The 14,273-nt window shown below is 41.2% G+C and carries 11 protein-coding genes; 9 read left to right on the top strand and 2 right to left on the bottom strand.

Annotated elements, in window-relative coordinates; all coding sequences use genetic code 11:
* On the bottom strand, positions 1-1,640 hold a 1,640-nt coding region (locus VF500_RS02395; protein WP_330858147.1), incomplete at its 3' end, for an efflux RND transporter permease subunit.
* Positions 1,641-1,644: 4 nt separating this feature from the next.
* The gene (locus VF500_RS02390; RefSeq protein WP_330858146.1) at positions 1,645-3,057 is read right to left on the bottom strand and encodes a TolC family protein; all 1,413 of its coding nucleotides are present in this window, start codon (positions 3,055-3,057) and stop codon (positions 1,645-1,647) included.
* A 154-nt stretch (positions 3,058-3,211) separates the two neighbouring features.
* Between VF500_RS02390 and VF500_RS02385 the strand changes: the two genes are divergently transcribed.
* From VF500_RS02385 to VF500_RS02345, 9 genes are all read left to right on the top strand, one after another.
* Complete coding sequence (locus VF500_RS02385) at positions 3,212-3,514, top strand: hypothetical protein (protein WP_330858145.1); 303 nt, start codon at positions 3,212-3,214, stop codon at positions 3,512-3,514.
* A 469-nt stretch (positions 3,515-3,983) separates the two neighbouring features.
* Positions 3,984-5,060, top strand: a complete 1,077-nt coding sequence (locus tag VF500_RS02380) for a PAS domain-containing sensor histidine kinase (RefSeq protein ID WP_330858144.1) — start codon at positions 3,984-3,986, stop codon at positions 5,058-5,060.
* A 432-nt stretch (positions 5,061-5,492) separates the two neighbouring features.
* Complete coding sequence (locus tag VF500_RS02375; RefSeq protein WP_330858143.1) at positions 5,493-6,572, top strand: hypothetical protein; 1,080 nt, start codon at positions 5,493-5,495, stop codon at positions 6,570-6,572.
* The gene (locus VF500_RS02370; protein ID WP_330858142.1) at positions 6,562-8,709 is read left to right on the top strand and encodes a hybrid sensor histidine kinase/response regulator; all 2,148 of its coding nucleotides are present in this window, start codon (positions 6,562-6,564) and stop codon (positions 8,707-8,709) included. Before VF500_RS02375 ends, VF500_RS02370 begins: the two co-directional genes overlap by 11 nt.
* 224 nt (positions 8,710-8,933) lie before the next feature.
* Positions 8,934-9,668 (top strand): LytTR family DNA-binding domain-containing protein, encoded by a 735-nt coding sequence (locus VF500_RS02365; protein WP_330858141.1) that lies wholly within the window; start codon positions 8,934-8,936, stop codon positions 9,666-9,668.
* Positions 9,669-9,850: 182 nt separating this feature from the next.
* A complete protein-coding gene (locus VF500_RS02360; protein WP_330858140.1) occupies positions 9,851-10,588 on the top strand; it encodes a HAMP domain-containing sensor histidine kinase in 738 nt (245 codons plus the stop codon).
* Between the two features lie 143 nt (positions 10,589-10,731).
* A complete protein-coding gene (gene aqpZ / locus VF500_RS02355; protein WP_330858139.1) occupies positions 10,732-11,439 on the top strand; it encodes an aquaporin Z in 708 nt (235 codons plus the stop codon).
* Between the two features lie 314 nt (positions 11,440-11,753).
* Positions 11,754-13,025 carry an epoxide hydrolase family protein gene (locus VF500_RS02350; protein ID WP_330858138.1) on the top strand — a complete coding sequence of 424 codons (1,272 nt, stop codon included), beginning with the start codon at positions 11,754-11,756 and terminating at the stop codon, positions 13,023-13,025.
* A 452-nt stretch (positions 13,026-13,477) separates the two neighbouring features.
* The coding region (locus VF500_RS02345) for a hypothetical protein (RefSeq protein ID WP_330858137.1) at positions 13,478-14,273 on the top strand (796 nt) is incomplete at its 3' end.

Genomic DNA, 14,273 nt, shown 5'->3' with positions numbered 1-14,273 from the left:
CAGGTGGCGCTAAAACCGATTATAACGAACGATATAATGACATAAAGTATTACACTCACTTTGCTGCGGTTCATCATCCAGTTAGTGATTTTCAAACAGCCTGATTTGAAATGCTCAAATCGGCTATTCTTTTCTTTCTCTAAATCAGCAGCCGTTTTGGGTTCCGGTACTTTTAAAATCCAGTTAGATAATACCGGCACCAAGGTTTGCGACAATAAAAATGCAGCGATCATAGAAAAGCCCACAGCCATTGATAAGGGTAAAAACATACCTTGTGGAACGCCTGTCATAAAAAAAGCCGGCACAAACACAGCCAGGATACACAATACGATCAGCAGTTTTGGTAAAGCAATTTCCTCGCAGGCATCAGCAATAGCGCGGGCTTTGGCTTTACCCATTTCCATATGCCGGTGGATATTTTCAATGGTAACTGTAGATTCATCAACCAAAATACCAATAGCAAGGGCCAGTCCGCTAAGGGTCATGATATTTAGTGTTTGTCCAAAAAGTTTTAGGGCCAGCGTGCCGATAATAACCGATAGCGGAATATTAACAACAACTATAAAAGCGCTTCTCTTATCACCCAAAAAAATCAGCACCATTAATCCCGCCAGTATAGCTCCGGTAACGCCTTCACTGATCAGGCTCTTCACCGCATTAATTACATAAACGGATTCGTCGAACTCAAACTTCAGGCTTACATCCGGCGGCAACAGGCTTTGCATAGCTGGTATCGCTTTCTTCAAATCCTGAACCACAGACCACGTTGATGCACTGGAACTTTTAATTACCGGGATATAAATAGAACGCTTTCCGTTGATATAAGCGAAGCCGCTGGTAATATCGGCGCCGTCCAAAATGGTAGCTACATCTTTTAAATACAGCGTTGCGCCGTTTTGATATTGTAGGGGAATATTCTCAAAGTCTTTTACATGCTGCAGCACCGAATTTGAGGGCGTTAAATATGATGTATTAGCTATGTTAATTGTACCTGCCGGCGAAATATGGTTATTGTCTTTTACTGCGGCCGTGATCTGGTCGGGCGTCAAATTGTGACTGCGCATCAGATCAGGGTTTACCTGGATAACAACAGTACGTGCATTACCCCCAATCGGCGGAGGCGAGGTTAAACCAGGAATTTTTGAAAAGTTTGGCCGCACATAGGTGCTGGCCAGATCCTGGAGCTCATTATTGGTGCGTTTCGGGCTGCTGATCGTTAACTGCCCTACTGGTAAGGTAGAGGCATCAAACCGGATAATAATAGGTGGTGGCGTACCCGGCGGCATCTCTGCAAACGCCCGGTTGGTGAGCGAGGTTACTTCGGCCGCGGCCTGGGCCATATTTGTGCCGTCGTAAAAACTTAGTTTTAGAAGGCTCAGGCCCTGGATATTATTTGTTTCTACCGATTTGATACCGCTTACATAGAGGTAAAGGTTTTGGTAATTGGTGGATACAAAACCTTCCATTTGCTGCGGCGACATCCCGCCGTAAGGCTGTGAAACATAAATGGTAGGTAAATTAAGATTGGGGAAAATATCAATGTTAATATTCTTTGCAGCGATGATACCTGCCAGAACAATGCCTATCACCACTACCATAACGGTTATAGGTTTTCTTAAAGAACTTGAAATGAGGTTCATGACTTTATTTGATCTGGTTTAAGAAAAGGGTTAAATCGCCCGTTGAAGCCGCTATATAAAGCAGGGATTGCCATACCGAATTACTTGCCAGGTCTTGATCTGTTTCGGCCCGGTTAAGGTTATACAGTGTTTGAGTTACATCAACAATGTTGGCGAGCCCGTTTGTATAAAGCATCTTTTTTTGTTGATAAGCATCGTTGGCAGCTTTTAGCTGGATGGGCGTTTCTTTATATTTTTGCAGGGTATTTACCAGCTGTTTGTTTGCTTCCTCAAGCTGATTAGTCAGGTTGGTTTCCTGGTAATGGTACTCATTGGTTAACCCTTCCGAATAATACCGCTGGCTCTTCAGCCGGGAGCTAACCCGGCTCATATCAGTAATATTCCATGTAATGCCTATACCAACAAGGTAATTGCCCCTTACCGGATCAATACCATTGAGATAGTTGCCGCTGAAATCAGACAGGTTGCCTGCGCTGTAACCTGTACCAAATCCCGATCCCCTTTCCTGGAAGGCTCCAAACAACGTAACCTTGGGCAGCCTCGTTTTTGAAAGATATGCTGCGGTAAGGTCGCTGCTCATTACCCGTTTGCTGTAATAATCAAGTAAAGGGTGGGCGCTGATATCATAAACTGGTCCGGCAGGCAGCTGAGCTGGAATTGCGGAAACGAAACTGCTGTCTAAAGTAAATTCCTGATGGGTAACGCCCATTTGCATGGCCAACTCCCTGGCCTTTGCCTGCTCAAATGTAATTGCATCAGTTACAGCTATGCGGGCTTTTGCCAATTCTGCATTAGCTATTGAGCTGTCCACACCGGCATTAAGGCCATTTTGGGTTCGCGCCAAAATCACATCTCTCAACTGCGATACCCGCCACAAATTCACATTCATAGAATAGTGCAGCCGCTGGGCAGCAAGCAGGTTAAGATATGCTCCTGCTACTTTGGTTTGCAGCTCAAATGTGGTTTGTTTGAGGTCTGCGGCATCCACGTTGTATGTGCCGCGGGCATCAGCAACATGTGCCTTTTGAAGGCCAAATGAAAAGAGGTTCCAGTTAATGTTCGATGAGTAAAAAGCGGCAAAAGCGGCGTTCCAGTTTTGTGAGCCCGAAACCGGACCCGATGTAATGGCTATGTTGCCGGGTATACCGGAAGCAAGCCCGTTTAACCCATTAATTGTACCATAAGCCTGTTGTGCGGAAAAGGTCACATCAGGCAGGCCATCCCTTTTAGCAGATGTTATCCCTTGTGAAGATGCATTGGCATAGTTTGCTTTAGCTTTGATAAGTTGCTGCCCTGCCAGTGCGGTTTGCAATGCTGCGGGCAGCGTTAATACCGGGTCACTACCCTGAGCGCAGGCAATGGGTAGCCCAACTGCAAATAAAATGCAGGTCATGAGCAGTTTGTTAAACGCTTTCATGAAAAAATTATTAAAATGTGATCAATAGGCTTTATAAGCCGTGAATAAGTTTTCAGACTAATTGCGCTCGTTACCCGGCAATAAGCGGGTAAAGGCCAATAGGAAGGATGAGAAATTATTGAATGGGAGGCCCCCTTAAGGGCAGGAGTCTGACGTGCTCGGCCAGATCAAGCTTTTCCTGAAACGGAATATTCCGGCTTACGGCTATGATAAATGGCAGAAACCGGAAGTTTATAGAAGGAACATATGGGATATCGAGCGCATCGAAATGCTGCGTATAGCATTGCAACTTACAGTGAACGATGCCAGCCCGGATCTGTACGCCATGCGCACCTTTGAAAGAAGAAAATTCCGTTTTCCCCTTTTGAAAGAACCCGGCATACCGTACCAGTACCCTCCCCTGCAGACCAATAAAGATGGCTGTAATGAGAAGGAGCTTAAGACTGGTGTTCAGTAACTTTTTCATTTGAATCGCAAATTTCTGATCTAAAATTGTACTCTTTCTGAATTTATAGCTCAAGGATTTCTTCCTGGATGTTTTTCTCTTAAAATTTGATGAAACTAAAATAAGATGTACCGAAGGGCTTTCGAGCGGAGATTCGTTGAACGGGCAAATACTATCGTTAAATGCCTGTTTTTCAAAAAGCATCCGGCTCGGCCATCGCATGCAAAAGTATTTATGGCTCGTACAATGCTCGAAAACAACAAAAGTTTGAGGCATATCATACTAAATAAACCATAAGCACAACACAACTGTTTTTTTATCCGATGTTTCCTTTATTTCATCGCCTGTTTTTCCCTGTCTGTCGTTTTTGCTGAATGTAATTGAAGTATTTCCTTATTTCGGGTTGATTAAATATCAAGATAAGATTTATTTAAATATGAAATATTGCATAAGAACCCAGGCCGGTTTCACATAATCTTTTATGAATAATATAAATAGGAATACCTTTCTTAAAGCTATAGATCAGGTTATTACTCCCGTTATCATTGATGACGAAAGGGTGGATATTAGCAGACTTTACTTTAACAGCGCTTTTTATAACGAGGTTGGGTATGATATAGATGACATTCCCAATCATGCAACATGGTGGCGAACAGTATATCCTGATCCGGTTTACCGGGAGGAAATACAGACTGCCTGGAACAATAAAAAAACAACAGCAAAAGCAAACGGCAATCATCATTTTAGCTTGGCAGCAAGGATATATTGCGCCGACGATTCATATAAATGGTACGAGTTTCATAGTGTTGCTGTAGGGTCATTAAAAATGATCACGTTGCTTAATATCAGCAGGATAAAAGAGAAAAATGAGAAGCTGGTTAATGTAATACAGCAAAAAACGCTGCTGCTTTCTGTACTCACACATGAGGTACGATCTCCATTAAGTAACCTTAAAGCAATCCTGGATGGTTACCAAATGAACTATTTAAACAAAGGCAGGATCTGCGAAATAGCTTCGGCATTAACTGATCAGTTGAGTTACCTGCTAAACATGGTAGCTCCTACCCGGTTGCGCATGGAGAGCCAAAGGGAGGTATTTACATTTAAACCTGAAGAAATTAAACTGAGAGATTTTTTAAACAATTGCAGGCACATATTTAACAGGGTACTAAACGATCAGCAAATCAATCTGATCTTTGAAATTCCGGGGCCCGCCATCATCTATTACGACCCGTTTGTGCTTGATATAATTTTTAGAAATGTAATTGATAACGCTATAACACACACACCTAAAAACGGTGTAATTAAGATTTCATCCAGATATCGTGAAAAGTATTCCAGTTTGATCATAACTAATCCAGGAAACGGAATGACCGCAGAACAAATTGATACCATGGAACACCAAAATGATCAACAAAACGCCGGCCGGGATATTGCTGGCGGTTTCGGCCTTGGGCTTATTAGTGCAAAAGAGATCTTAGAACGGCATAGAGGCGGATTGAGGATATCAAGCTCACCTACAACCGGCACCTCTTGCGAGATAATGATATACAATTAATTGAACTGTTTGGTAATTGTGCTGAACGACATTAAGCAAAAAGAAAAACCAGGACTAAAATTCGCCGGATAACTGAAAGCCTCAATGATCATATGGTCGATGGCGGGTAATGGGGCCATTCCCCAAAGTTTCACAATTAGTCTTTTTGCATTTGATACACAGCCTGAAAAGGCATTATTTGAATTTATGAGTTACAATGATAAGCCCTTTATGCACTGCAGAAGGTGTTCACAACCCTTCCATTATAAAATGCCACGAAATTGGTTTGGGCGCAATCTGTTATTTTTCCTTCCAATCAAGAGATATTTCTGCGCGAAATGTCTCAAACCCCGTTACCGTATTTTAACGTCGGCGCAAGAGCGAAATTTCAAAGTATAGCTTTATTACTGTTTGCTTTTGCAACAATAAAATATTTACTTAAACCTTCTATCCTTGGAAAAGATCACAACCGCAGACAGTTTCTTTAAAATTGCGAATATTATGATTACACCTGTTATAATCATTAATAATTCGGCACTGGAGAATCAAAATTTATACTGCAACCGTGCCTTCGTTGCCGGGATAGGCTACACAAACGATGAGCTTCGCGATCTGCAAGATTGGTTTCAGAAAGCATATCCAGATCCAGACTATCAAAATGAGATCATGAATTGCCGCGATAAAAGACGGAACATCGCAGCAAAGTATGGCCGATCATTCTTTCACCTGGAGACTAAAGTTTGTTGCGCAGACGGATCTTATAACTGGTATGATATCTATGAAACTCAAATAGATAATTTAACTGTATTCACTTTTTTAAATATCGACGAACTGGAAAGACAAAATAATCAGCTGAGCAAAACTGTTCAGCAAAAAAACTTACTGCTTTCGATGGTAAAATATGATATACGGGATCCGCTGTCCCACATAAAAATATTGTTGGATAACTTATCCAATCAACACACCGATATAGAAAGAGAACAATTTGAAAGAATAATTTATGACCTGGGGCGTCATGTTGATTATGCCACAAACCTGCTTAATACAGCGCTGCATCGCACTGAAATTGAAAGGGGTACTTTTGCCTTTCAACCAGAGTTGATTGATCTTGAACCTTTTTTAACCACGCATTACCAGAATTTAAAACCTCGCCTCGCTCAAAAAAATATCCGGTTGTATTTTAAACCGGATTTTCCTAAAATTATATTTTACGATCGTTTTATATTAGAGACAGCATTTGTAAACATTATAAACTACATTATTGGGGCAGGAAAGCATGACAGTGACATAGCTATTTCTGGCGTTGAAGGAAATTATTTTTCAAGCTTGATCATCACAGACGAACGATTGCCGACTATTGAAAAAAGGAAACTGCAAACTTATAGTAACACAAACCCTTTCCCTGCCGGGTATGAAGGTCTGATCAATTCCGAAAAAATGATTGCAGAACATAGCGGCAAATTATTAACTCACAAAAAACGCTATGGCGGCATCGCCTGGGAAATTAGAATAAATAAATACCATGTTTTATAAAAATGAATTGACTTCCAGTAATATTAAAAGCATTTCGCGGAAAATATTGCTTGCATTTATAGCACTGATTATAACCCTTGCCATTGTAGCCCTGTTTGTAAATAGCTCTGTTTCTAACAAGTTAAACGCATTATCCAGGCTAACCCTGAACCTTGAATATGATCAGGCCAAATCGCAAAGGGCGTTACTATTGCTTCACGAAGCCGAGGATGATTTTCAGGCTTCGCTTTTAACATCCGATGGTTTAAAAAACGATGCGTACAAGGTCAAGCTTGCACAATCATTCACCCTTATTGATAGCCTGCTTAAAGACAATATAGATACAGCAAAACTGACAGAGCAGCAACGGGCAAAAGTTAAAAACTTATATGTAAGGAAATTAAAGCTTTCGGCTAATTTGTATGTATTGAAGCATAGTTTTGATTCTCTTTTAACCGCCTCATCAGGTGTAAATCCTGTTAATGATGATAAGGTGTACACCACCACATCCAGAAGAAAAGGCAAGAAACTTAGAACCAGTGATACAATAAAAACTGACGGACAGGTAAATAAAAAGGGCTTTTTCGGAAGGATAAAGGATGCTATTGCCAATAAAAACTCCAACGCCGGAGTTGCTAATGTAACGGTAATAAACTCCAACAGAACCAACAAAATAATAGACTCGGTAAACAGGCGGATATCCAGTCGTGAAAAGGATATCTACAGTAAAAAGCTGCAGCAATTACAGCAACGTAACTCTAAGTTATTTACCACCCAAAAGCAAATGATCGTGCTTAACATGCACATTAATAGCGAACTGGAAAGAATCATCACCGAAATAAATAATATCAACACAAGCCTGGTTAACGAACTTAAAGAAAACGCACTTAAGAGTTATCGCGAAACCACTTCATTGTTCAATAAGTTTTATCTCGCATCACTCTTCTTTGTGCTGGTATTTGCTGCGCTGCTCATTATGTTTATTATTAACCTCAACCGTGCAGAAACTTATTTACTTCATGAGAATGAACGGTCTGTTGGTATGGCTCAACAAAAGATGAACCTTTTATTGCATATGAGCCATGAAGTACGTAACCCTCTTACCGCCATAAATGGCTTTTTATATATTTTCAGTCGCTCAAATCTCTCAACAAAGCAAATAGAGATGCTTAATTCCATCAGGCTTTCGTCGGATATGTTGTTACACACCCTGAATGACACACTTGATGCCGCCAAAATGGAAACGAGCGAATTTAAGATCATTGCTGAACCCTTCAATCCCCAACTTGTACTCAATCAATTAGTTGAAAGTATGGAGTTCAGCGCCACTAAAAAGAACCTGAGTTTAGATTATAACTTTGAAGGCGATAAAGCGGCTATGGTACTCGGTGATAGCTTCAGGCTTAAGCAAATCATGATCAATTTATTAAGTAACGCCATAAAATACACCCAGGTTGGAGGAGTCAGCATCACTACAAATCTCACGGAGATAAACGGCGCCAGCAGGCTGCAGATAAGCATTAAGGATTCCGGCCCCGGCATTAGTATACAGCAGCAAGGGCGGCTTTTTTCTAAATATTATCAGACAAACTCGGCTAAAGGACAAACCGGTACCGGCCTGGGGCTTTATATCTGTAAACAACTTGTACAATTGCAGGGAGGAGAGATAAGCGTGGAAAGCAAGGAAAATGCCGGAAGCACTTTTAGTTTCTTTATACCATACAAAAAGATTGTAGCTGAAATGGCGGAAGAAGCTACCGATAATTCAACATCGAAATTAAATGGGTTGAATATATTGGCTGTTGATCATAATGAGCTCAGCTTAACTTTTCTTAAAATGCTTACAAGCAAGTGGAATATTAATTTCTACCAGGCATTGGACGGGAAAGCTGCTTTAAAAATACTGGCCGAACAAACGATAAATGTGGTGTTGGTTGATTTGGCGGCATCCGAGGTAGAAGCGGTGAAATTTGTTATCAGTTTAAAGGAGTCAAAAGCACTGCTAAAGAAACCACCGGTTATTGCCATCTGCTCAGATGAATTAACCTCCGCATATGAACAAAAGTTGAAACAAAATTTCACAAGCGCTATTGAGAAACCTTTTACAGAGGCCGAGCTCCTCAGAAAAGTTATTTCGGCAATTGAAATAAACGAATAATATTTCAGGCTTTAGAAGCTGAAATAGTCATTGTGTAGAAAGCTTATTTTTGATTTCCTTTCAATATATAGCTATATTTGACATTACCAACACCATCGCAAATTGACAGGAAATTTTTGCCGTTTAATTGCCTGATAGTGCCTTTCGTCAAAGGCATGTTTATATGCTTCTGACGAAAGATTGGAGTTTATTTTGCCGACCCATTATTGTTTAAAAATTTATCGATGTCAATAAATTGTATCATTGTAGACGACGACGAATTTGCAATTACTCATTTAAGAGTATTGATAAGCCAGATTCCATTTTTAAATTTACTCACCTACTACCAGTCAGCAGCGCAAGCGCTTTCAGCAATGGAAACGCAGGATATCCAGCTTATATTTATGGATATCGACATGCCCGAAATGAGCGGGATGGAATTTGCAAGGATGCTGCAAGCTACCCACGGTGCCAATGCACCGCGTATCATTTTCATCAGCGGCTATGAAAGGTTCGCATTAGAAGGGTATAAAGTAAATGCACTTGATTACTTGCTTAAGCCTGTTGTATATGAAGAGTTTTTAAAATCGGCCTATAAAGCAAAAACATATTTTACAGAAAAAGAGAAACCTGCTGTACATACAGAAAATTACCTCCCCAATGAGTTTATTTTCTTAAAAGTGGAGTACGAAATGGTGCGGATCTATTTGAAAGATATATTGTACGTAGAGGGCTTTAAAGATTATGTAAAAGTTTATTTAACCGGCGATTTAGGATATGTAAAAGCACTTGCCACTATGAAGGCCGTGGAAGAAAAACTACCTGCCAATGGCTTTATAAGGGTGCACCGTTCGTTTATCATTTCTATCGATAAAATAGATTCGCTTACCAAAAACACCATCAAAATACGTAAAATAACCATTCCGATAACAGAACAGTTTAAGGAAGAGTTTAGAAAATTTGCGCATCAATGGCTATAAACGCTCCCATTATTTTATTTATACAACCCAAATTTAGCCTTACTATTGGTCTGATGTAACAACTGTTCCGTCTGCCATAATAACCAGTCTGTCGAAAGTTTTTTTTTGCTGTTTTAACATATTTTTCTTTGCTGATGAATTGATCTTATTGATAGATCAGCTATGTTACTATCTGCGTAAATATGAGAACTAAGGAACCAGAATTAAAGGATAATTTCAACAAAACAATGATCGCCATTTTGGCTCATGATCTCCGGCAGCCTTTTGCTACGCTTGTTATGACGGCAGATATGATCAAGCACACCAATAAAGCGTTATCTGAGGGCGAAATTCACTTACTGTTTGAAGATCTCCGCAACACCGCGTCCAAAAGTATGGACTTACTGAATGGCTTACTTTACTGGGCAAAATCTGCCAGCAAAGATTTTGTAATCAAAACCGAACCACTGTTACTTCAAGATCTTATTCATGAAGCCAACGCCCTATACCTATACGATCAGCTCAATAAGCATATTATATTGTACAATATAGTTCCGGAGCGTCAGGTGATCTATGCGCATAAAGAAATGATCCAGTTCATCAACAGGAATGTGTTGAGCAACGCCACCAAATATTCTCCTGAAGGAGGCATAATTGGTGTAACCTGTAGCGAAGATGAGAACTGGATCACAGTAGCTTTTACCGATCAGGGTAATGGCATGTCTGCCTCCCAAATTCAGGAGTTGTTTCATTTAAACGATACCGATCCTGCTGCAAGCGGGCTTTTAAAAGGGGCCGGAATGGCTATGAGCATTTGCCATGATATGATAACACAAATGAATGGCAGGATATGGGCCGAATCGACAATTGGTGAGGGAACTACTTTTTACTATGCTTTGCCTAAAGCACCAGGCATAGCCTCTACCATAGGTGTTTCCTGAAGGAATTAAAAGTCATCTCCTGTTATTTACTTTCTGTCGGTCGAAATCGGCATTTTATCGAACCGATTAAACAGGCACCTGCAATTTAATTTTATTTGCACCTGCAATCCCTGAAGAACTATCACAATCATAAACTGTTACAAATGAAACCAAATTTACAGTCAAAGTTTTTTGCCGAATTTCTGGGTACCATGGTACTTGTATTAATGGGCTGTGGCAGCGCGGTAATTGCGGGGGCCAATGGTACAACCGGAGTTGGTTTATTGGGGATAGCTTTTGCCTTCGGCCTATCGGTAGTGGCAATGGCCTATGCTATCGGTCATATATCGGGCTGCCATATCAACCCGGCAATAACTATAGGTATGGTTGTAGCCGGGAGGATGACGGGCAAGGAAGCTGTTTCGTACATCATAGCCCAGGTTCTGGGCGCAATTGCCGGGGCAGCCGTTTTGTTACTGATTGCGTCCGGTAAACAAGATTACAACGTTATAGCCAACGGACTGGGGCAAAATGGCTATGGTGAAGCGTCGCCAGGCCATTATAGCTTATTGGCCGGCTTTATAGCCGAAACGATATTTACTTTTATATTTCTGCTGGTGATATTTGGCGCTACGTCCACCAAAAACATACATGGAGGGTTTGCCGGCTTATCAATAGGTTTAAGCCTGGTTCTAATTCATATTGTAGGCATACCTGTAACTGGTGTATCTGTAAACCCGGCCCGGAGTATTGGCCCTGCTCTGTTTACCGGTGGACCAGCAATAAGTCAGTTATGGCTATTTATTTCAGCTCCTATTTTAGGTAGTATTTTGAGTGCGGTAACCTGGCGTTATATTCTTGAAAAAGAGTAATAACTCTTCTTTATGGCTATCTCCCCTGCTCTATCTGTCATTATCACTGCGTTTCAGAGCACTTTTTAATTTTATTATGTCTTGGATATCGCTGTAACCCAACAGGCGATATCCAAACATAGTCGCCTTCAGCATAGTAAAACCATGCTACCGAAATCTTCTCCTACAAACTCAGACTGGACATATCCGGCACAATAACCGGTACCATTAAAATGTCTAAACCAGCATCTAATTTGTCTGGTTAAGCTATTTATAGATGGCGGCAGATGTATCAAAAAGATACTTTCGGGTAATTATTAAAATTTAATATTACTATGAAAAACCTAAAAACTACACTGCTATCGGTATTTATCAGTGGCTCCCTGGGGCTGTTAACTTTACAAGGCCAGGCACAAACCAGTTCTGCTGTTAAAGAAAATGATAAAAGCATTCGACCGTTTCATGTGCATATTGCTGATGAGGAACTGGCCGATCTGAAAAAACGCCTGCTTGCCACCAGGTGGCCGGGCCGGGAAACGGTAAACGACCAATCGCAGGGCCTACGCCAGGGTAAGTTACAAGAATTAGTGAAGTACTGGGCAACTGATTATGACTGGCGCAAAGGCGAGGCTAAATTGAACGCCCTGCCCATGTTTGTAACCAATATCGACGGGCTCGATATCCAGTTCATACATGTACGCTCAAAAAATCCTAAAGCATTGCCGTTGATCATAACCCATGGCTGGCCCGGATCTATATTTGAATTATTGAAAGTTATCGATCCGCTAACTAATCCTACTGCTTATGGCGGTAAAGCTGAAGATGCATTTGATGTGGTGATCCCATCATTACCGGGCTTTGGCTTTTCAGGAAAACCGACAAGCACAGGCTGGGATTCAGACCATATTGCCCGCGCGTGGGGTGAGTTAATGAACCGTTTAGGATATAAAAAATTTGTATCACAAGGCGGCGACTGCGGTTCTGTGATATCTCAGCGTATGGCTATCCAACATGTACCTGGGCTATTGGCTATTCACATCAATATGCCTGCAACTGTACCTGCGGAAATAGCCGCGCATTTAACCAATGGAGATAACGCTCCTGCCGGTCTATCTGTTAAAGAAAAGGCAGCCTATGAATCACTGAACGATTTCTACAAGAACAATTGCGGCTACTCTGCCATGATGGTAACGCGGCCTCAAACTGTGGGTTATGCCCTGGCAGATTCGCCTGTTGGTCAGGCAGCCTGGATGTATGACAAAATAGTTCAATGGACGTACAGCGGCGGCGAGCCTGAAAAAGTGCTTACCCGCGACGAAATGCTTGACGATATTTCATTATACTGGCTAACCAACAGCGCAACATCGGCAGCACAGATCTATTGGGAAGACCACTCCAACAACTTCAATGCCAGGGACATTTCAACTCCAGTTGCCATTACCGTTTTCCCGGGCGAGATCTACCAGGCACCAAAAACCTGGGCCGAGCGCTGCTATCACAACCTGATCTACTTTAATGAAGTAAACAAAGGCGGCCACTTTGCGGCCTGGGAACAACCGCAGTTACTGGCCGAAGAAATCCGTGCGGCTTTCAAATCAGTACGGTAAAACTAAGAGGTATTACGTTGTCAACTCGTTTTTAAGCGGCATAAACTCCAGCCTCCTTGTGATTTACAAGGAGGTTGCTTCATTTAGCCTCCATGTAAAACATCACAAAACAGGTTTATAATTTATTTGATTTTCTAACCCGGGAGATTTACATGACTACGTCATTTTGTTTTATTCTCTCTTAAATATAGTATACTCCGTTATACCAGGTAAAGACTTTGTATTGTTTAGTCATTACTTTTACCGCGGTATTTTGATTTGATCAGCTGGTTGATGAATTAGACAGATAGCGCAGATTCTTATTTTCAATAAAATTACGCGCTAATGCTTTCCTGTTTCCGGCAAACGTTATATCACCCTCAATGCCAACAATAAAGGAATATTTTGCCGCTCTAAAACAAAAAAACAGTATAATTTTTCGTTTTAGGCCGGTATCATTTAACGTTAGAACAATGTTTGCAGAGAAGGAAATACATACCGGCCACCCTATTCATAAGCGATCAGGGTTATCGCTTATAACATTTATCCTGGCCTTCTTTTGCTTATTTCCTTTAAAGTCATATTCGCAATATTATCCTGCTCTCACACCTGTTTCGGCAGATCAGCTTCCCGGTTTACTTAAACAGTTGCGCTCAACACCTCCGGGAGATGCACACATAAAGGTTTTGAATAACCTCGGTAATCTTTATTTGAATTTACCACTAAGAAAACCTGCCGATCTTAACATATCGCGGCGATATGAGCAACAGGCACTGCATGAAAGTATCGCATCCAACAATCAGGCCCGCAAAGCTGATGCCCTATTATTGCTTGGACAATTAAATTTCTTAACAGCTACCCCCGACTCCACCGAACGACTTTTAACTATTGCGGACGACACCACAAAAGCGAAGCTCCTACTTCAGCTAAGTTTCTATTCCTGGTACCGCACTGATGGTAATGACAGCTACAATAATAATAAGTCCATCGATTTTGCCAGGCGCGCCGGTGTAATAAGTAAAAAGTTAGGTCTTACCGACCTAACCCTCATGGCCAAGCGAAATATTGCAATAATTCATTTAAACCAGGTAAAGCCGGATGCTGAGGCTGAAATGCTTAAAATACTTAAGGAATACCAACTTACAGGCTATAAAAAACTACACTATATCTATTTCGCGCTTGCATACTACTCCAATAATACCAGCCGTAATGCCAAAACTTATTATTATTCACAAGCCGCAGTAAATTCTGTAAACAGCACACATGATA

The organism is Mucilaginibacter sp. (assembly GCF_036383575.1).
Taxonomy (GTDB): domain Bacteria; phylum Bacteroidota; class Bacteroidia; order Sphingobacteriales; family Sphingobacteriaceae; genus Mucilaginibacter.
The sequence above is the reverse complement of the archived record's forward strand: the minus strand, read 5'-3'. Positions and strand labels throughout refer to the sequence as shown.

Excerpts from the sequence above, each read along its gene's own strand:
- VF500_RS02390 (WP_330858146.1), bottom strand. The coding sequence starts at position 3,057 with ATGAAAGCGTTTAACAAACTGCTCATGACCTGCATTTTATTTGCAGTT.
- VF500_RS02380 (WP_330858144.1), top strand. The coding sequence starts at position 3,984 with ATGAATAATATAAATAGGAATACCTTTCTTAAAGCTATAGATCAGGTT.
- VF500_RS02370 (WP_330858142.1), top strand. The coding sequence starts at position 6,562 with ATGTTTTATAAAAATGAATTGACTTCCAGTAATATTAAAAGCATTTCG.
- VF500_RS02365 (WP_330858141.1), top strand. The coding sequence starts at position 8,934 with ATGTCAATAAATTGTATCATTGTAGACGACGACGAATTTGCAATTACT.
- VF500_RS02360 (WP_330858140.1), top strand. The coding sequence starts at position 9,851 with ATGAGAACTAAGGAACCAGAATTAAAGGATAATTTCAACAAAACAATG.
- aqpZ (WP_330858139.1), top strand. The coding sequence starts at position 10,732 with ATGAAACCAAATTTACAGTCAAAGTTTTTTGCCGAATTTCTGGGTACC.
- VF500_RS02350 (WP_330858138.1), top strand. The coding sequence starts at position 11,754 with ATGAAAAACCTAAAAACTACACTGCTATCGGTATTTATCAGTGGCTCC.